Raw genomic sequence first — 19,119 nt, 5'->3', positions numbered from 1 at the left:
CTCGCGTAAACCTTTCGTGACCCGTCGTTTCGCACGCACGCGCGGTCGATCCGGACGACCCGGAATCGGTCAGAGCGCCCGATGGCCCCCGAGCACGCTTCGACGAGCCGCGACCAGCACGACCGGATCACCGACGCCCGGTCCGACGGATCGGACCGTCGCTGGGTCACTGACGCTCACTGTCGTCTCTCTTCTCGCGACACACGGAATCCACCCGGGTCAGGCTCCCCGATTTTTATACTCCCGGGCGCGAACTGACGCACATGACCGACGTCGAAGCCACACTCCGCGAGGCGTTCGAGCACACCGACTACGATCTCGGTGACGTGGGCGTCAACCGGAACCAGGTTCGTGTCCCGGTGTTACAGGAGGGAGCCGACCCCGAGGCGCTGCGGGCGATCGTCGACGAGGCAGTCGGGGAGGACGCCGTGTTCGGGCTCACGGTGACGACGGAGACGGTCGGCAGGGACGATGCGATCGGAACCGTGGTGACGTTTCAGTTCCGACCGTGATGCGGGGAAATCACGGTTCGGACCGATCGCCTACGGAGGCAGGGTCCGATGCGACGGTCGACACAGCGGACGACGCCGCCGGCGGGCCGACGTACTCCCGGTCGGACGTCGCTCACGACGGCGCACAGTATCTCGCCGGCTCGCCCGTCCGCGTCGCGGTCCTCCGGAGGCTCCGGGCCGAGCCGTGCCGCCCGGCCGTGCTCACCGATGCGATCGACGCGACCCGGACGACGATACAGCGCATTCTCGCCGGGTTTCGCGACCGGCACTGGGTGATCAAGCGGGACGGGGTGTATCACCTCACGTCCGCCGGACGACGGGTCCACGACGCCTACGAGGAGCTGCTCTCCGAGGTCGCCTGTGCAGATCGCTACGGCTCGTTCGTCGCGGAGATCGAACGAGTCGACGCCGACTTCCCCGCGGCTGCGCTGGACTCGGGACGGCTCACGGTCGCCGACGAACGGGATCCACTCGCCGCCGTCGATAGAGTCGTCGAACTGGTTCGTGAGGGGAGCAGCGACCTGATCCGGGCGGCCTCGCCGATCGTGACACAGCAGTACAACGAGGCTGCCGCCGCCGCGCTCGATGCGGGCTCGCGGATCGAACTCCTCATCGACGAAAGCGTGCTGTCGGCGTCCGTCGCCGAGTTCGGCCCCCAGACGGCTCGAGCACTCGAGGAAGACGACGCCGAGGTGTACGTCACCGCGGATCCGATACGGTACGGACTGTTCCGACGTGGAGACGTCGCCAGCGTCGTCGCCCACGACGACCGGAACAGTCCGCTGTGCGTGCTCGAATCGACGGCTCCGACGATCGTCGACTGGGTAGATGAGCGGTACGCGGAGCTCAAAGCGGACGCCGTTCCGATCTCGGCGGCGCTCGACGTCGATCAGGTGGAGTCATCCTGACCGTCGTGCTCGTCTTTCCGCCGAGCGAAGTTTGTCGGCACGACGGTTGGGTGGTCGATGCCGACGGTGTGGGGCTCGGTTGCCATCGTTGTTCGTCGATACGCGCTCGTCACCCTAAAAATTACCCATGTGCATAACTCATACCGTCCGACTGGACGTATTCCTCCCGTGCATCCGTCCGCGTCCACGCGAGTGATCCACTTCGGACTCACGCGGAGTGGTCACGAAACGATGCGCTGTCGTCGTGTTCATCCATCATTGACGCGTTCTCGACGTCTCGTCCACCGATGCTGTCGAGCAGCCGTCGACTACTCGAAGTTCTCCTCGTACAGCTTCTGGGCGTGCTCGATCGCCGCTTTCGCCGCGGCGTTGTCCTCCCAGCCGAGCGTCTCGACTTCCTTGCCCACCTCGAGGTTCTTGTACGTCGCGAAGAACTCGTCTATCTCGTCGCGGATCTGCTGGGGGATGTCCTCGAGATCCTCGATGTGGTCGAATCGGGGGTCCTCGGTCGGCACCGCGATCACCTTATCGTCCTGTTCGCCGTCGTCATCCATCTTCATGAGCGCCACGGGTCGTGCTTCGATGATACAGCCGGGAAACGTGGGATCCTCGACGAGCACCATCACGTCGAACGGATCGCCGTCGTCGTAAAACGACTGGGGGATGAACCCGTAATCGTACGGGTAGTGGACGTTCGAGTGGAGCACACGGTCCAACACGACCGCGGGGATATCCTTGTCGTACTCGTACTTGTTCCGTTCGCCTTTCAGACATTCGACGACCGCGTAGATCTCGTCGGGCGCGTCGGGACCCGTTTCGAGGTCCTCCCAGAGATTCGCCATGCCCGTCAGTCCGGCGAAGACCGGCAAAGTCCTTTCGGGTCGCATCGGTCGATCTCGCGACCGGTAGCTCCGTTCTCGATCGTTCGGCGAGCTCGCGGTGATCTTCCGACCTCGCGCGTCGAGTTCCAGCTACGACCAAACATACGATCGAGTTTCGTCGGCTGATAGTGAATAAATCTGCTTATACATAACTTAATTCGGGGAATGGTTAGAAATGCTTATTATATGCCTTTTGTGGCTACCGTCGTTTTCGAGGTTCTTTACCCAATTTCCGACAGTTTTCAGGCTCGAAGCGGAATCACGGACTGACAAATCTCGTATTCGTTGAGAAGGATTATATAGCCAGGAACCATCCCGACAACTATGTCAGAGGCACAATCAGTTGCTGAGGCAACACCCGACGCGAGCGAGCTCACGGCGTTCCAGCAGAACATCCTCACGATTCTCTCGGAGGAGCCGATGTACGGCCTCGCGATCAAACGCGAGCTCGAGGCGTACTACGGCGCGGAAGTGAACCACGGTCGGCTGTACCCGAACCTCGACGACCTCGTCGAGATGGGGCTCGTCGAGAAGAGCGAACTCGACAAGCGGACGAACCAGTACGAGCTCACCACGGCCGGCCACGACACCGTTCTCGGGCAGCTCGACTGGGTCCTCGAACGGTTCGTCACGGACGATGACCGCGCCGACGAGGTTCACCAACTTCTCGACGCGTAACCGCCCCGACTGCAGCACGGAACCGGTTCACGAACGACAAATTTCTGGCACACGGCGCGGCGAAAGCCGCGTACTCCACACCTCGAGCGACATCCATCGCACACTCGCGACCTACGACGGCGGATCCTCGATTTCGGCGGCCGCCCGATCGACGAGTTCGAGCGACGCCGCGACGTGCCGTCGTTGCTCGTCGGTCGGCCAGGCGTTTCGGGGGAAAAACTCCTCGCTGAACTCCTCGCGCATCTCGGGCGAGGACTCGTCGACGGGGCGCACGTAGTGGTTGCTCATGAACGCGGCGAAGCTTCGCGCGGTCGCGGCATGTGTCTCCGCAGTCTCCGCGGGAGCGATCTCGGCGACCGTCTCGGCGACCGCGTCGTTGTACGCGGCGACCTCGCGATAGCGGTCGGCGTCGCCCGGCCCCGACAGCGACACCTCGACCGCGCGGTCGGTGTCCTCGACGCTGTCGAACTGCACCGTCCCCGCCTCGATCCACTCGTCGGGGTACAACACGAGGGTGTCGTCCGTCTCGCGGATACGAACGGCGTACCCGTAATCGTCGGCGATCCGCTCGCGCCGCATGCGGTAGCGCTGCGCCTCGTCGGGGTCCGTCGCCTCACGCGCGAGTCGGGTGAGCCGCTCCGCCTCGTCGACGGCCTCCGTCGGCACGTCCGGAACCCGTTCCGGCGGCTCGTCGGTCCCGTCGTGTCTCATGGCTTGGCGTCGTTATCGTTGCTCATCGAGTGCGTCGTTGGCAAGCTCGTCGGCGCGCGCGTTTATCTCCCGCGGAACGTGTGCCAGCGACCAGCGGTCGAACCGGTCGAGCAGCTCCCGCACGCGAACCCGACTCTCACGGAGTGCGGGCGCGTTCGCGTTCCACTCTCCGCGGACCTGCTTGAGTATCAGCTCGGAATCGCCTCGCACGTCGATCTCGTCGAAGCCGTACTCGTCGGCCGCCTCCAGTGCGCGTATTAGCGCCGCGTACTCCGCCTCGTTGTTCGTCGCCTCGCCGATCCGCTCGCCACCCTCCGCGACGACGCCGTCGCTGGTGACGAGACACCACCCGACCGAGGCGGGACCGGGGTTTCCCCGACTCGCGCCGTCGAAGTAGACGTGTGCGCGGCCGCCGCCCTCAGCGATCAGGTTTGTGAGCCGCGTCGGGTCGGAGCCCTGCACCACGACCTTGCCGTCGTAGGCAACGGCGACCGCCCCGTCGCGTTCGGCTCGCCACCGCTCGTGGTCGGTGTTGCCCGGCTCGATCCCGACGCCCGCGTCCACGAGCCGTTTGCGGGCGATGTCGGGATCACATTCGATCGTCGGCATTCGACGACGCTCCGTGTCGACTCACACCGCCAGCGAGTAGATTCGCTTGCGGGCGTCGGCGAAGGAGAACCGCGCCTCGACGACGTCCTCCTCCTCGAGCCGAGAGAGCGCGTACCGAACGGTCCGTGGGGGCAAAAGCGTCTCCTCGGCGAGTTCGCTCTGGGTCAGCGTATCGTTGTAATCGAGTACCTTCGCGACGAGCTTCGCGCTCGGTGGGAGATCACGGACGGGTTCCCAGCGGTCCGTGACGTCCTCCTCGGCGGCGACTGCCTCTGTCGTGCTCATTCGTAACCATCGCTATGTCATGCTAGCAGATAATATTTACTATACACTCTAATTACCCAAGGGCATCAAACGGGTGCAGGATCTCCCACAGCAGCCGTACGCTACGGACGCCGAGCCGGTACGACCCGAAGCCTCTTATCCGCGACCCGCCTAAAACCTCTCAATGAGTGACACCGTCGACGACGTCGACATGCCGTACGAGGAGGGGTCGGCGTCGAGACAGGAGAAGATCGAGTCGCTACAGGAGCGGCTCGAGGTTCTCGAATCGCAAAACGAGGAGATGCGCGATAAGCTCCTCGACGCGAACGCCGAGAACAACAAGTATCAACAGAAACTCGAGCGGCTTACCCACGAGAACAAGAAGCTCAAACAGTCGCCGCTGTTCGTCGCGACCGTCCAAGAGCTCACCGAGGACGGTGCGGTGATAAAACAGCACGGCAACAACCAGGAGGCGCTCACCGAGGTCACCGACGAGATGCGCGAGAAGCTCGCACCGGACGATCGCGTCGCCGTCAACAACTCGCTGTCGGTAGTGAAGAAACTCGAGAAGGAGACGGATGTCCGTGCCCGCGTGATGCAGGTCGAACACTCGCCGGACGTCACCTACGCCGACATCGGCGGCCTCGACGACCAGATGCAGGAGGTTCGAGAGACCGTCGAGATGCCGCTCGAACACCCCGAGATGTTCGATGACGTCGGCATCCAGCCCCCGAGCGGCGTTCTCCTGTACGGTCCGCCCGGAACGGGCAAGACGATGCTCGCGAAGGCGGTGGCCAACGAGACCGACGCCACGTTCATCAAGATGGCCGGCTCCGAGCTCGTCCACAAGTTCATCGGCGAGGGTGCGAAGCTCGTCCGGGACCTGTTCGAGGTCGCCCGCGAGAACCAGCCGGCGGTCCTGTTCATCGACGAGATAGACGCGATCGCCTCGAAGCGAACGGACTCGAAGACGTCGGGCGACGCGGAGGTCCAGCGGACGATGATGCAGTTGCTCTCGGAGATGGACGGGTTCGACGAGCGTGGCGAGATCCGCATCATTGCCGCGACCAACCGTTTCGACATGCTCGATCCCGCGATCCTCCGCCCCGGCCGGTTCGACCGCCTTATCGAGGTCCCCAAACCGGACACCGCGGGTCGCGAGATCATCTTCCGGATCCACACGCGGAAGATGAACCTCGCGGACGATGTCGACTTCGACGAGCTCGCGGCGGTCGCCGAGGACGCCTCCGGTGCCGATGTCAAAGCCGTCTGCACGGAGGCCGGGATGTTCGCGATCCGCGACGACCGCGTCGAGGTGACGATGGACGACTTCGTCGAAGCGTACGAGAAACTCAGCAACGACGAGGAGTTCGACGCGGACGATTCGCTGGCGTTCGCCTAGACCGCGCCTATCGCGCGCCCCGATTTCAACCGGCTCGGTTTCCACCGGTCTTATTCTCGCTGCCCCCGATCTCCGCCGGTGCTACAGCGCCATTACGACGGCGTACGGTAGTAAAAAGAACAGTACGAAGATCAGCGCCGATGCGACGCCGTATCCGATACCGACTCCCGCGAGCGACCGCCACGCCGGTCCGTTGAACGCGTCCGTGTTCATACGTCTCGCTCCACCGGCCGAGACTTAAACGTTGGTGGCCGGGCCGCCACCACCCTCGGTGCCAGCGGCACCGACGACGATCACACGTCCCCGGCCAGTGCTCGGAACAGGTCGTCCGCGAGTGCGTCGCGATCGATCGTCTCCGGCTCCTCCTCGCCACTCGGCTCGATCTCCGGGGTGATCGTTCCGCCTCCCATCCGTGAATGGCCGCCGCCGTCGCCGTTGTCGACGTCCGACAACACCGCGTCGATCGCGTTCCCCATGTGAACGCGGTCGTCACGGGAGCGACCCGAGAGATGCACGGTACCGTCGCGCTCGCCGATGACGACGACGGCGCTGATCCCTTCCAGCTGTATCAGTTCGTCTGCAGCCTGTGGGATCGAGTCGACGTTGTTCACGCCGCCGACGTCGGCGACCGCGAACGACCCCTCGACCTGCCTGCCGGCGATGGCACGCGCTTTCACCTCCAACACTTCCGCATCGACCGCCGGATTGGCGATCCGGTCCAGGCTATCTTGGTCGACCCCGGGATAGACGTACGCGGCGGCAGCGAAATCCGGCTCGCTCGCGCCGACGGTGAGGTGTTTCGTGTCGGCGAGGATCCCATACAGCAGTCCGGTCGCCGCCTCGGTCGACAGGACGAAGTCGCCGTCCGTTTCGCTCGCGTGTCTGTCCGGCGGCACGGGCACGGCATCGTTTTCGCGGAAGTACTCGGCGACGATGGAGGCGGTCGCGCCGTAATCGGTTCGAACGTCGGTAAACGCTTCTCCCGAGCCGTCTCCCGGGTGGTGATCGACGACGGCCGTCGGCAACACGCCGTCCGCGCCGCCGAACCCCCGCGGCTCGTTGTGATCGACGAGCACGACCGACTCGGCCGCCAGATCCGTCACGTGATCGATGTTTTCGAGTTCGAGGTCGAGCACCGTCCGGAACGCACGATTCTCCTGATGGCGGATCTGGCCCGGAAACTGGATCGTCGCGTCGACGTCGAGCTGGTCCGCTAACGACGCGACGCCGATAGCGGACGCCATCGCATCCGGGTCCGGATTCGGGTGCATCAGCACCGCGATCTCCGACTTCTCGTCGAGCAGTCGCCGAAATCGAACGCCGGGCGTCCGCCGGAGGCGGACGAACGCGAACACGCTCGCGAGCACGAGGAGCACGGCCAACACCGCTGCCGCAGTTAGCTCCGGATTGGCACGGACGAACGCCTCGATCTCGGAGATCCCGTCCCCGATCGCCGCTGGGACTCCCATACGTGCTGTCGGACTCACCGGCGACACAAGAAGCTTCGTGAGATACTGACCTCCACGAGAGAACGCGTTTCCTATCTCCCGGACGCTCGATACGTCTCCACGGCATCACGGTACCCCTCCCGAAACGTCGGATACGCGTACTCGTACCCCAGCGCCCGGAGTCGGTCGTTCGAGCAGCGCTTGCTGGTCAGTATCCGACGGCGGGCCGCCTCGGAGAGATCGCCGGCCTCGATCCGCTCGGCTTTCGACCGCTTGTTCGGACGTGACACACCGCACGCATCGGCGAGCCAGTCGGCGAACTCATGTTTTTCGACCGGCTCGTCGTCGACTACGAGGACCGGCTCGTCTCTGAGCAGATCCTCCTCGAGAAGGTATCGTACCGCCCCGGCCGCGTCGTCGCGGTGCACCATATTGAGATATCCCGCCGTCACCGGTCCGTCGAGGTAGCGCTCGAGACGGTAGCGCTCGGGTCCGTACAGTCCGGCGAACCGTGCGACGGTCCCGTCGATACCCGCGTCGGCGGTCGCGTCCAGCGCCACCGACTCCGCCTCGGCGAGCACGCGCGTCTTTTCGGTTGTCGGCTCGATCGGCGTCTCCTCGTCGACCCACGAGCCGTCGTGGTCGCCGTACACGCCCGTTGAAGACGTGTACACGAGCCGGTCCGGGGACGACGATCTGGATCCGTACTCGTCGACGACGTTCCGGAGCCCGTCGACGTACACCTCCCGAGCGGCGGCCGCGCCTCGGCCGCCGGAGCTGGCCGCGAAGACGACCGCATCGGCGTCCGGAACTGTGGCGAGCGACGCCGGGTCGGTCGCGTCCGCCCGGACCGCCTCGTTTATCCCGTCTATCGCCTCGATCGCATCGATCCCGTCCGTAGAGCGCCTGACGCCTGTGACCGCATGCCCACGCGTCGTGAGCTGTTCGGCGAGTTCCAGCCCGACGTAGCCGCAGCCGATGATGACGATCCTCATCGCTTTCGCCCCTCGATCACCGCCATAACCTCCGCAAGCTGTGCGAGCGTCATCTCGGCCCGCCCCTCGATCGCTTGCTGGATCTCCTGACCGGTGAGGTCGGCGTCTATCGCACCGGCGATCGTGTCGACGTCGAGCACGGCTGTCGTCATGCCCATCAGCAGGTGGTCCCGAAGCTCGAAAACGATCGTGTCCGCGTCCGGCTCGCGACTCGTCGCGAGTATCGCGGCGGCGTCCTCGACCGACAGCTCGGCGACCGTCCCGTTGGCGACGGCGGTGACATCGCTCCCGGTGAGCCCGGTTTCGTCGACGACCCGCTCGTCGCCGGCGTCCGTGACGGCCTCGGACAGCACCGCCTCGAACGCGGCGAGCAGCGCGGCCGCCTCGACCGTCTCCGCCTCGTCAACGACCTCGTGAAGCATACCTTTCCTCGGGTCGTCGATCCCAAAACGTCTCCGGTCGGGTTTTCTTCCGCCTTCGACCGGTCTGGTGTAGTTCAGCAGTTTCGAGGCGGAGCCCCCGGCTTCAAGGAGCAAGGGCTTCCGACCAGTCGGAAGCGCGAAGCGAGTAGGCCGGGGAGGAAGCCGACACTCCACGACACAAACCACGAGACAGTAGCCGCCCGACTCCCGACTATTAAGTACCGCCGGAACGACATCTGAACTATGGAGGTCAGACGTACCGTGCCGGTCAAACTCGTCGTTTCCGACGAGTTCCACGACGACCTCCACGAAACCGCCGAGCAATTCCTGTACTGCGTGAACGAGGCCAGTGACTATTGCTGGGACAACACCGACTACGAAGGCTGTATCACCTCGAACGTGAAAGCCAGAGATGCGCTGTATGACCGTCTCCGCGAGGAAACAGACCTCACGGCAAACCTCGTCCAAGAAGCTATCCGGCGTGCCGTCCACGCCGTCGATAGCGGCGTTGACCGCTGGAAACAGGGGAAACGGACGAACAAACCAGAGTTCACCTCGTGGAGCATGGTCTACGACAAGCGTAGTGCGACGTTCTACCGGAACAAAATCTCACTCTCGACGGTGAACGGACGAGTCGAGTGTGACTTTGAGTTGCCAGCAGACAGTCCAACACCGTACGAGGAATATGTCCTCTCGGAAGACTACGAGTTTCGCACGAGTACACTCCAGTACGACCAAGCCACCGACGAGTTCTACTTCCACGTCAAAACGCGGAAGGTAAACAAAGACGGTGAGGCTGTTGAAATCGAGGGTTCGGACGAGACCGAGCACCAGACGGTCCTCGGTATCGACCTCGGTGTGAACAGCCTCGCCGTCGCCAGCACGGGCACGTTCTGGAGCGGTGACGAGTACGACCACTGGATTCAAGAGTTCCAGAAGCGCCGGGCGGAGATGCAACAGCGCGGCACACAAGCCGCTCACAACGCCGTACTTCGACTCGGGAAACGAGAACGAGCATGGCGGAAACAGTACATCCACACGGTCGCCAACGAGATTGTTGACGAAGCAGTTGACCACGACTGCGATGTAATCGTGTTCGAGGAGTTGACGGATATTCGAGATCGATTGCCATACGCTGACTGGCATCATATCTGGGCGTTCCGCCGTCTCGTCGAATATGTTGAGTACAAGGCTCCAGAATGGGATGTCGCAGTTGAACAGGTCGAGCCAGACCACACGAGCCAGCGGTGTTCGCACACCGACTGTGGCTTTACCCACGAAGACAACCGTGACGGCGAGCAGTTCCGGTGTCTGAAGTGTGGGTACGAAATCAACGCGGACTACAACGGCGCGAAAAACGTCGGACTGCGGTACATGCGGAAGCGACAGCACAGACTGCGTTCCTCGCCCACGTCGGGGAGCGTAGACGCACCAGTAGACGTGCGTGTAAATGGTGGGATGTTGAACGGCGACGGCTATCGGCCAACCGCTGACAGTTGATTGCCGGGAGTCCACATCAAACCCCCACCCTCAACGAGCGAACCGCGTATGCGGTGAGCGAAGTAGGGTGGGGTAGTTTACTCGCTCCGGCTCGGTTCGTTCGCCCCGCGCGGCTGCGACCGCTGTGACCTCACGAGCACGCCCCACCACCGTTCGTCGCCGATCGTGTTCTCTCCGCACCGCTGTCCGTCTCGGGACATGGCCATCCCGGAGAGGTTTCGTCGCGCGTTCCGTCGACGTCACCCACGCCGGGTGGTCCGGCCGGAACCGCCACGACCACGACGGTTCCCGTCTCGAACCGGACGGGGTCCGTCGTTCCGAGTCGAACTGACTGATCACCGACGTCGACGGTCACGTCGTCAGCGGTCCGGACGTACTCGAACCGGTTTCCGGGTGGACCGACATCCGAACGGAGCGCGAATCGCGGATACTCCCCACGGACCTCCACGTGCCAGCCGTTCACGGTAGCGACCCAGTAGCCGGGAACCGGTGCGACCGGGAGGCCGGCACCGACGCTCCGTGCTGGCTTCGGTGCCCAGCGCTCGGCCGCCTCCTCGCCCGCCCGTTCGGCACCGTCCTCGACGGCGTCCTCGAGCCGGTCCCTGAGTTCGCCGCGGGCCTTCTCGGTGGGCCCGTCAACGAAACGCGCCGGGACTCTGACCGCGTCCCGTCCGGTGGCGTCGTACACGACGACGCGAAGGTGTGCAGCGAGTTGCGTCGCGTCGTCGTCCGAGAGGTCGCCCTTCGCTGCGGCCTCCGAGGCGACCGTCTCGGCGTAGCTTCCGTCCTCGACGGCGAGCGCCCTCTCCCCGTTCGCGTCGTACGTCTCCGCCACGGTGGCCACGACCGCTCTACGCTCGCGCTCGGAGAGAGCCGTCCGGTCACCGAGGGAATCGACGAGCTCCTGATCGACCGCCTTGAGCGACCGACCGACGCGTCGATCGAGGGCGTCTCTGTCCGCACGCAGATCGGGGTCACCTTCCTCCGCGAGCACGTCGTTCGCGGCGAGAAGCGCTCGCCCCGCGACGCCTATCCGTACGGTGTCCTCGGTGCCGAGAATCCGGTCGACGATCCCGCTCGACACGTCGCCATACGGGACGGTGACGTAGTTGAGATTCCGTGTCGCGAGCGGCCGTGTCGTCGTTCCGTCGATCGCCTCGACGTCCGCTCCGTCCATGGCCGTTCGCGGGAGATATCCCGGTGAACCGTCCGGCGTGAGCGTCACCGCGCCGCCCGGTCCGGACTCGCCCGTCACGTACGGCTCCGTGTCGCGTGCGGCCTCTCGACTCGCGACGACGTCCCCGACCGACGGACCGTCGAGTGCGTTCCCGATCCGATCGACGACGGCATCGTTCGCGGCGGTCTCGTCGTCGGATGCGGCTTCCAGCTCTCGGATAACCGCGTCGAGATACGCCTCCCTCGCCGAGACTCGTGCCCGATCGGCCGCTCCGTCGTACGTCGACGGCGCGTCGACGAGGGTGGTCCGTCTATCCCGGAGTTCGTTCGCTAACGTCCCATACGGGTCTGCGTCCGCGGTGGCCGCCTCGGTCATCTCGAGATCGGTTTCGATCCCGGCGACCTCCTTCCGGAGGGCGTCGATGTCGGTCGAAATCCTCTCCGATAGCTCCGGCGGTCGATCCCCGACGACGGCCGTCGACCGTGAGACGTCCCCGCTCCGTACTGCGGTACGCGCGATGCGGCTGACGCCACGTGGCGTCGAAGCTCCGAGCTCCTCTCGCGCCGCAGTCGGCGTCCCGGTGAGGTCCGGACCGTCGACCCGGTCACCGGCTCCGAACGTCGCTGCCGCCCTCTTCGGAGCGTAACCGGTCGGCGCGTGCCGTCCGGTTACGGTGATCCGAACACGATACCGATCGCTCGTGCTCGCTCGGGTCGTCGTTCGCTCGGTCTCGGTGACGGTGTCGTTTCCGACTTCCCGTTCGACCTCGCGTTCCCACGTCGTTCGCGCGCTGCGATCGACGACGACCTCCCGGGTCGCCCGCCCGAACGAGAGCTGCTCGCCGGGGCGGACGGTTCCCGTCGGTGTTCCTTCGGGCGCGTCACGCCCCGAGACGACGGAGACGGAACGACTCGTCGACCGATCCGCCCGGCTCCAACTGGAACCGGGTGAGGGTGGTCGCAGCCGTCCCCCGTAGTCGGTCCGGGTTGCTGCTGCGTCGAGATCGGCCTCGACACGGTACGCACCCCGTGCGAGCGCTCCGAGATCGTCGTACACTTCGGTCGCACCCACGTCCGCGGCGTGGTCGATCGAGACGGAGGTCGACGCGTCCATATGCTGCTCGTTCGGGAACGCGCTCCCCGCTCCATCGCTTGCCGATCGATCGTCTTCCGTCGGCGTGGGTGCGTCGAGGATCGTTTCGCTCCACGTCTCCTCATCAAACTCCGTCGGAGCGAGCAGGTCGGTGAGACCCGTTTCGGCGGTTGCGCGCGCGACGCCGCCACGCGCGTCCGGATCCGCAGCCCCGAACACGTCACGTTGCGTCCGGACGATACCCGCGTTCGTCGATAGCTCTACGTGTCTGTTCGCGAGCACGTTCTGCACCGGTGCGCCCCCGTACTGGGCGTACCCGCGAGCCCACGTCGTCGGATAGAGGCTCGCGCTGATCTGTCGACCGAGTCCCGGCCCATCGACCGGGCCGCGGTTGAGACGCGTTTCGAACCGCTCCGTTCGTTCGTGGGCCGCGAGCGTCGGAACCGCCACGACGACGGTGCGATCGACGGTGCGCTCCGCGACGACGCGATCGTTTCGGACGGCCCGGCGCGTGACGCCCTCGAACGTAACTCGGGTTGCTGTACCGTCCGAGACGGGTTCGACGGTTACCCGATCCCGTGCGGCCGCCAGATCGGTCGGATCGTCTACCGCCGGAACCGTTGCCGTCGCGTTCACCGCCCCGACGCGAGCGTCGACCGATGCGAGCGCCTCGGCCGCGGCGATCGCGAGCCGGATGCGGAACGCGTCCTCGAAGGCGGACGCCGGTCTGACGGCGTCCGTTCGGACGGCTCCGCTCCCGAGACGGACGGCGTCTGCGCCACCGAGAGATGGTTCCGAACTCGTCACCGGCTCTGCGGCCGCATCGTGGGCGGCGTCCCTTGCGGCGGTTTTGAGTGCGGCGGTCGCGTCCGCATCCACACGGTCCATCGCCCGCTCGACGCTTCGGTCCTCCCCGACGAGTCCCTGTTCTGCGACGCCGGCGGCGTACGCGGTGCTGGTGACGACGAGCAGCACGCCGATCAGCGCGAACGGAATGCGCGCACGTCGGTCGTCGGTGAACGGTCGTCTCCGGGACGTACGCTCACGTTCGTGTCCCCCGCGGCGACGGTCGGTGGATCTCCCACGACGGTCGAGCGGGTGACGCGCCTGTCCCGTCCATCGGCCACGCGCGCTCTCGGCGAGTTGCGCCCACATCGCTACCACGTCCGAACGACGAACCGAATGCGGGCGTTCGCGGCGGAGTTCGGGTTCGGCACTGGAGTCGTCGCGACCGCCGTCTTCACCGTCGCTCCACGCGGTGGCGCGGTGCCGATCGCCACCGCGTCACCGCTCTGCGTCTCCTCTGTCGGCTTCTCGACCACACCCGTGGATCCACCGGTCGTCTCGGCGGTCAGCCCATGATCCCTTCGACTTCCCGTCGCGGCTGGGGACTCGTCCGCTTCTCGTCGATCCACCCGCACGTCGATTCGCGTCCGGTCCCCGAACGCATCCGAAACGACACCGAGTACTGTCGTGGCGAACCCGCCCGGATCCTTCTCGCTCTCGCTTCCGGCTCTCTTCCGTCTCGCGCCGTCGTCCCATGCGACCATCGCGAGCAGCTCGGCGAACGTCGCATGGACGGTGCGCTCGCCGTCTTCGGCTGCGGCGTCGTACCGTACGGTTGCGGTTTCCGTCGTTACCCGGTCCGCCGTCCGATCGGCGTCCGGTGCCCCGTTCGTGGGTCCGAACGGATCGCCGCCGACTCCGCCGAGCGCGACGACGCTCGCGGAGACGCAAAGCAGCATGACCGTGACGTCGAGGACGGTGCTCGTCACTCGTACACCCCCACTCGGAGGACGCCGCGGGCGTTCTCTCCGGGCGCGACGCGGACCGTAACCGGTCGAGCGACGACATCGACGCCGGGTCGCTCCACGGCGTCGTCCGGCGCATCCGCCCCCGTCGTCGTTCGCCACGCTCCCTGTTCGGTGACCACCTCGACGGCGGCGTCCGGTCGCGTCTCGTGTTCCAGATCGGCGAGCCGGTCGGGATCGACGACGCCGCCGGTCATCGTCTCGCGTTCTACCCGATCGAGTGCGGCCGTTGCATGGTTCGTGTCTCGGTCGGGAGCCGCGTCGTCGATCGCGACGGTGTACAGCCCGAGCGCTGCTCCCACCGCGACGAGCGCGACGAGTGCGGCGAGCGGCTCGACTGCTCCGCGCTCGTCGACCCGGATCGGCTCGGGTTCACCCGACGAGCGTGACATGGACATCTCCGTACTGAACCCGTCTGATCGTGAGCCGGTTCGGTGCCGTATGCCACGCGTGCTCCTGCTCCCGAGCATGCTCGGCAGCGTCGGCAAGCGCCGTCGGATCCTCGAACACGGCGTTCGGTGGCACGCCATCGAGCAGTCGGTGGAGTCGTCCATCGACCGTCCCGGCCGTGGTCGGGACGGGCGTAATCCGTGGCGCGTGTAGCGTCGATCGGGCCGTTCCGTCGCCGTTCGACAGCGAGACGGAGCCGGGCGTGAGACGGATGCGATCCGCGGCGAGACCGTGTTCGGCGGTGGCCGGATACTCCCCATCAGCGACCGAGTCGATGGTAGTGGCGACACCGCCGGCATCGGGGGGTGGCGACGCCGGGAGCGTGGCTGCGACGCCGGCCGTCGCGACGCTCACCAGCGCGACGCCGAGCCACGCGTAGGTGGCATCGATGTGGACGTCGAACATGGTTCGGGATGGCCCCGGTTTCCGACTTAAAGTATTGGCCCGCGGCCGACCGCTCGTCCGAGTTACCCCTCACAACAACAGGCCGGCACCGACGAATGCGACGAGATACGTCGCCGTCGCCGTCGGCAACGCGATCCCGATCCGGTACGCGACCAGGGTTCGGTCGAACCCGCGCTCCAACCCCGTCGCTAATCCAGTCAGGATCGCCGACAGTAGGAGAACGTACGTCCCGACGATCCCGCCGAGAACCGGAACGGGAAGCACTCCGCCCACACCTCCACCCTCTCCGTCCGGCGTCGACTGCGGTGCTCCCGGATCCGTTGCAGTCGAATCGGTCGCGGTCGGATCACCCGGATTCGTGCCTCCGGCGAGCGCATCGACGCCCGCGGCTCCGGCGTCGAGCCCTGCTCCGGCGGTTCCGGCGGCATCGATCCCCGTCGCGAGCGCGACCGTTGCCCCTCCGACGAGCGGCGCGAAGACGGCGGCGGTGTTCGTCAGGGTTCCCGTTACCGTCGCCAGCTGGCGGCGTGCGTCGCGCTCGAGCTCCCGGAGGCGTTCGAGCTGGTCTGCCAGCTCCAACAGGACGTCGCCCGCGGGCCGTCCCTCGCGTGCGGCGACGGCGAGCAGTGCGACCGCGCCGCGCACCCGCGGTGAGGGAATCGTCTCGATCGGTCCGCCATCACCCGTGAACGCGCTTCGCACGCCGACACGAAGCGTGTTGCTTCGGCGGGCGGCTCGCTCGAACACCTCACCGGTCGCGCCATCGAGGCGCTCGCCGGCGTTCGCGACCGCGTGTTCGACGGCGACGCCCTCGGCGACGTCTCCGCCGATGACCGTCATCGCATCCGGCAGGTCACGCTCGACGGCGCGGACCTCGAGGAGCACCTGCCGGCGAGCGGACGCGACGACGAGCAGCGACGTTCCGACGCCGACTCCCACACCACCGACTGGCGCGCTCCACGGTGCGACGAGCCAGCCGGCGGCGACTGCCGTCGTCGCACCCGCAAGCAGTCCCCCCGCGATGGCGTGTGGCCAGCGTCTCGGAACGTCGGGATGGTCGGTGGTGATCGGCGGCGGCGGGAACGCGACCGGACGCCGGGAGAGCAGCCACGCGGCCGCGGCGAGCAGCCCGGTCGGCAACACGAGAAGGTACAGAGCTGCGACGACCGCCGAACCGATCGGCACGCCAGCGGCGGCCGCCGCGGGCAACAACGCGATCATCGCCAGCGGCAACAGAACGCCGAAGGCGTACAGCGCCGACACCGGCCCCTTGACCTCGCCGATGAACGCGCCAAGCCGCTCGGTCGTACCCGACAGCACCGCATCGAGCGCTCGGTCCAGACAGCGCCCGCGTCGTTCGGGCGGGGCGGTCGCGGCCGTTCGAACGAGCGCCGTCGCGCGATCGATCGCCGGGAACCAGGGTCGCCACTCGCGGGCGAACGCACGGAGTCCGGTCGTCGGCCCGTCCGCACACCGGCGCTCGTGTCGCCCGAGGCCGACCGCCAGCGGTCCCCGTCCGGTTCGGGCGGCGAATCGGACTGCTCGCTCGGTCGATGGATCGAGCCGCATTCGCAACACCAGTCGTCCGACGAGCCCGGGAGCCGCTCCGAGAGCACGCGTTCGACGGAGCGTCGCGACCCACACCGGTCCGCGGTGGGATGCGTGGGTCCCGGCGAGTCCGGCGATGAGTCCGCCGAGGACGCCCGGCAGCGCTCCAACGAGCAGCGCGACGGGGAGTGCACAGAGCAGCCCGACGGCGATCCCGACTCGATACCCGAGTTCGACGACACGATCGCGGGTGACGTTCCATTCGAGAAACGCGATCGCTCGTTCGAGGTCGTCGAGATCGTCGCTGTCGACGCCGCTCGCGGTGCTGTCATACGAGTCACCGTCCGAGCCGGCCGGAGACGAAGAGACGGCGCGGTGGACGGTCTCCGTGGCGCTGCGGACTCGCTGAAGGGTTCTTCGGGCCGGCTCCCCCGTCATGCGTCTCCGGCTTCGTATCGAGACGGCGAGATCCGTCCCGAGTCGACTGCCTCGCGGATCCGGTCGACTCGTCGACTCACCGCGGTTCGAACTGCCGCGTACGACTCCTCGGCTTTACCGAGATCGTCCACGAGACGGCTCTCGCCGCGGTCGATCACGCCGGTCGCGACGAGGCCGCTCCCGGTCCGATCGAACAGCGGCTCGAACCCGACAGCGCCGTCGTAGTCGACCACCTCGACGATCGTCTTGACCTCGTGCTCATCGAGGAGCACGAGGAGATCGGTTGCGGCAAATGAGGACCGAGAGACGTCGAGATCGGCGACGACTCGCTCACGAACCGCGTTCGGATCCTCGCCGTGGATCGTTCCGAGCACCGTCTCCCCGGCGGCGCCGACGCGCATCGCCTCGTACAGTGCCGCGGCCTCCTCGCCGCGAACCTCGCCGACGACCAACGCGCCGCCACCGAGTCTGAGCGCGGTTCGAACCGCCTCGCTCGGCGGGAGCTCCGCACCCTCTCCGACCCGGAGTCGCTGCACGTCACGGCCGGCCGTGACGAGAGCGTCAGCCGGGAGCTCCGGTGTATCCTCGATGAGAATCGTTCGGGTTCCGGCGTCGAGTTCCCAGAGCAGTGATCCCAGCGCCGTCGTCTTTCCGGCGCCGCGGCCGCCAGCGACCAGTCCGGTGACGCCTCGTTCGACCGCGACCGAAAGGAAACCGGCGGCCTCCGCGGTGAGCGTCCCCGCGTCGACGAGGCGGGCGAGCGTCCACGCTTCGGGGTCGCCACGGCGGAAGGTGAACGAGAGGCCGTCGCTCGCCGGCGTCGTCGTCGCGGCGACCCGAACTGGCCCGTTCGGCGTCTCGAGGGTCGCATCGAGCGTCGGGGACGCACGGGAGAATCCGCGTCCGCTCGTTCTTCGGAGGCGCGAGGCGAGCGTCGCCGCTCCCTCGGGCGGCAACCACACGTTCGTCCGGCATCGATCGCCGTCGACGACGACCCGGAGAGGGTTCATCGTGACCGGTGCAGACACCGTGGCGTCGCTCACGCGGTCGTCCGCGAACACGTGCTCGAAAACGCCGTGTCCGCGCGTGTGCCTTCGGAGGGTCTCCGCGAGTTCGTCCACCGGGTCGTCGTCGCTGGCGACCGCTCGAACGGCGCGTCCCGGGGCTCGCTCCCCTCCACTCGGATTCGCAAGGAGACGATCTCGTGCGGCTGCAAGCGTCTCGAACGCGTTCCGGTCAAATCCGACGGTTGGCGGCGTGAGGTGATACGTCCGGAGCGGACCGGTCCCCTCGTAGAGTCGAACGGTCGCCCCGCCGTCCACCTCCCATCGGTCGACGAGCGACGCGTTCGGCGGCGGCTCCGCAGCGACACGGGTCGTCGCGACGGTCGGGCTCACGTGCGCTCTAAGTAGAGCGGCCTCGTCGACCGCGTCGGTGACGAGTTCGGCGAGTCCGGTCTCGGCAGCGATCCGTTTCGGTGGACCGGCACGCCCTTCAGCCTCTCGTCCGGCACCGACCGGATCGCGGAGCACGCGCTCGGCGAGTCGGTCCTCGTGGAAGCGAACGCGCTCGCGGAAGCGTCCGGCCGCGACGAGCAGCGCGGCAGCGCGACCGGCGTACGCCCGCTCGCGGCCGGCATGGGTCGTCCGGATCACGTCGGCGTCGCGCTCGGTGAGCGTTCGGACGACGGTTGCTCGGCAGTCCGGACTCGCGAGGAGGTCGCCCCCGCCCGGACAGTCGCTCGCGTCGACCTCGAGAACGACGCGGTCGTCAACGCCGGTTCCGACCGGCTCCCGGAACGTTGGCGTACACTGGCAGCCGCGCTCCGCGGACCGAGAGAGCGACGGGAGATCGATGCTCATGCGACG

At 66.6% G+C, this 19,119-nt stretch carries 19 protein-coding genes; 5 read left to right on the top strand and 14 right to left on the bottom strand.

The window, feature by feature from the left end:
- Positions 1–263 precede the first annotated feature (263 nt).
- A complete protein-coding gene (locus ACYQ0R_RS12205) occupies positions 264–512 on the top strand; it encodes a hypothetical protein (RefSeq protein ID WP_459824160.1) in 249 nt (82 codons plus the stop codon).
- Complete coding sequence (locus tag ACYQ0R_RS12200) at positions 512–1,420, top strand: helix-turn-helix transcriptional regulator (protein ID WP_459824158.1); 909 nt, start codon at positions 512–514, stop codon at positions 1,418–1,420. Before ACYQ0R_RS12205 ends, ACYQ0R_RS12200 begins: the two co-directional genes overlap by 1 nt.
- A 308-nt stretch (positions 1,421–1,728) precedes the next feature.
- Here ACYQ0R_RS12200 and ACYQ0R_RS12195 read toward each other — a convergent pair whose 3' ends face one another.
- Positions 1,729–2,262 (bottom strand): inorganic diphosphatase, encoded by a 534-nt coding sequence (locus ACYQ0R_RS12195; RefSeq protein WP_459824155.1) that lies wholly within the window; start codon positions 2,260–2,262, stop codon positions 1,729–1,731.
- Between the two features lie 363 nt (positions 2,263–2,625).
- On the opposite strand from ACYQ0R_RS12195, the gene ACYQ0R_RS12190 reads away from it, so the two are divergent.
- Positions 2,626–2,979, top strand: a complete 354-nt coding sequence (locus ACYQ0R_RS12190) for a PadR family transcriptional regulator (RefSeq protein WP_459824152.1) — start codon at positions 2,626–2,628, stop codon at positions 2,977–2,979.
- A gap of 111 nt (positions 2,980–3,090) precedes the next feature.
- Here the strand turns inward: ACYQ0R_RS12190 and ACYQ0R_RS12185 are convergent, their stop codons facing one another.
- From ACYQ0R_RS12185 to ACYQ0R_RS12175, 3 genes are read right to left on the bottom strand one after another with little or no spacing between them, the layout of a single operon-like run.
- Positions 3,091–3,690, bottom strand: a complete 600-nt coding sequence (locus ACYQ0R_RS12185) for a DUF7108 domain-containing protein (protein ID WP_459824149.1) — start codon at positions 3,688–3,690, stop codon at positions 3,091–3,093.
- 12 nt (positions 3,691–3,702) lie between these two features.
- Positions 3,703–4,299, bottom strand: a complete 597-nt coding sequence (rnhA, locus tag ACYQ0R_RS12180; protein WP_459824148.1) for a ribonuclease HI — start codon at positions 4,297–4,299, stop codon at positions 3,703–3,705.
- 21 nt (positions 4,300–4,320) lie between these two features.
- Positions 4,321–4,584 (bottom strand): MarR family transcriptional regulator, encoded by a 264-nt coding sequence (locus ACYQ0R_RS12175; protein ID WP_459824146.1) that lies wholly within the window; start codon positions 4,582–4,584, stop codon positions 4,321–4,323.
- 163 nt (positions 4,585–4,747) lie between these two features.
- Between ACYQ0R_RS12175 and pan1 the strand changes: the two genes are divergently transcribed.
- The gene (gene pan1, locus ACYQ0R_RS12170; RefSeq protein WP_459824143.1) at positions 4,748–5,965 is read left to right on the top strand and encodes a proteasome-activating nucleotidase Pan1; all 1,218 of its coding nucleotides are present in this window, start codon (positions 4,748–4,750) and stop codon (positions 5,963–5,965) included.
- A gap of 81 nt (positions 5,966–6,046) precedes the next feature.
- Here the strand turns inward: pan1 and ACYQ0R_RS12165 are convergent, their stop codons facing one another.
- The 4 genes from ACYQ0R_RS12165 to ACYQ0R_RS12150 all read right to left on the bottom strand — a co-directional run bounded on the left by ACYQ0R_RS12165 (position 6,047) and on the right by ACYQ0R_RS12150 (position 8,830).
- A complete protein-coding gene (locus tag ACYQ0R_RS12165; protein ID WP_459824141.1) occupies positions 6,047–6,178 on the bottom strand; it encodes a hypothetical protein in 132 nt (43 codons plus the stop codon).
- 80 nt (positions 6,179–6,258) lie between these two features.
- Positions 6,259–7,434, bottom strand: a complete 1,176-nt coding sequence (locus tag ACYQ0R_RS12160) for a DHH family phosphoesterase (protein ID WP_459824138.1) — start codon at positions 7,432–7,434, stop codon at positions 6,259–6,261.
- A 71-nt stretch (positions 7,435–7,505) separates the two neighbouring features.
- Positions 7,506–8,408, bottom strand: coding sequence for an SDR family oxidoreductase (locus ACYQ0R_RS12155; RefSeq protein WP_459824136.1), 903 nt, complete (start codon positions 8,406–8,408; stop codon positions 7,506–7,508).
- Complete coding sequence (locus ACYQ0R_RS12150) at positions 8,405–8,830, bottom strand: DUF5791 family protein (RefSeq protein WP_459824134.1); 426 nt, start codon at positions 8,828–8,830, stop codon at positions 8,405–8,407. Before ACYQ0R_RS12150 ends, ACYQ0R_RS12155 begins: the two co-directional genes overlap by 4 nt.
- 243 nt (positions 8,831–9,073) lie before the next feature.
- Between ACYQ0R_RS12150 and ACYQ0R_RS12145 the strand changes: the two genes are divergently transcribed.
- On the top strand, positions 9,074–10,330 hold the full coding sequence (locus tag ACYQ0R_RS12145) for an RNA-guided endonuclease InsQ/TnpB family protein (RefSeq protein ID WP_459824132.1): 1,257 nt from the start codon (positions 9,074–9,076) through the stop codon (positions 10,328–10,330).
- A 130-nt stretch (positions 10,331–10,460) separates the two neighbouring features.
- Here ACYQ0R_RS12145 and ACYQ0R_RS12140 read toward each other — a convergent pair whose 3' ends face one another.
- From ACYQ0R_RS12140 to ACYQ0R_RS12115, 6 genes are all read right to left on the bottom strand, one after another.
- On the bottom strand, positions 10,461–13,754 hold the full coding sequence (locus tag ACYQ0R_RS12140; RefSeq protein WP_459824130.1) for a DUF7286 family protein: 3,294 nt from the start codon (positions 13,752–13,754) through the stop codon (positions 10,461–10,463).
- Positions 13,755–13,756: 2 nt separating this feature from the next.
- Positions 13,757–14,374: a DUF7284 family protein gene (locus ACYQ0R_RS12135; protein WP_459824127.1), complete on the bottom strand. Its 618-nt coding sequence runs from the start codon at positions 14,372–14,374 to the stop codon at positions 13,757–13,759.
- Complete coding sequence (locus ACYQ0R_RS12130) at positions 14,371–14,802, bottom strand: DUF7285 family protein (protein WP_459824125.1); 432 nt, start codon at positions 14,800–14,802, stop codon at positions 14,371–14,373. The genes ACYQ0R_RS12135 and ACYQ0R_RS12130 overlap by 4 nt, the downstream gene beginning before the upstream one ends.
- Positions 14,783–15,265, bottom strand: a complete 483-nt coding sequence (locus ACYQ0R_RS12125) for a DUF7283 family protein (RefSeq protein ID WP_459824123.1) — start codon at positions 15,263–15,265, stop codon at positions 14,783–14,785. Before ACYQ0R_RS12125 ends, ACYQ0R_RS12130 begins: the two co-directional genes overlap by 20 nt.
- 69 nt (positions 15,266–15,334) lie before the next feature.
- Complete coding sequence (locus ACYQ0R_RS12120) at positions 15,335–17,251, bottom strand: type II secretion system protein (protein WP_459824120.1); 1,917 nt, start codon at positions 17,249–17,251, stop codon at positions 15,335–15,337.
- The gene (locus ACYQ0R_RS12115; protein WP_459824118.1) at positions 17,248–19,113 is read right to left on the bottom strand and encodes an ATPase, T2SS/T4P/T4SS family; all 1,866 of its coding nucleotides are present in this window, start codon (positions 19,111–19,113) and stop codon (positions 17,248–17,250) included. Before ACYQ0R_RS12115 ends, ACYQ0R_RS12120 begins: the two co-directional genes overlap by 4 nt.
- Positions 19,114–19,119 lie beyond the last annotated feature (6 nt).

The organism is Halorubrum luteum, from assembly GCF_054652935.1.
The sequence above is the reverse complement of the archived record's forward strand: the minus strand, read 5'-3'. Positions and strand labels throughout refer to the sequence as shown.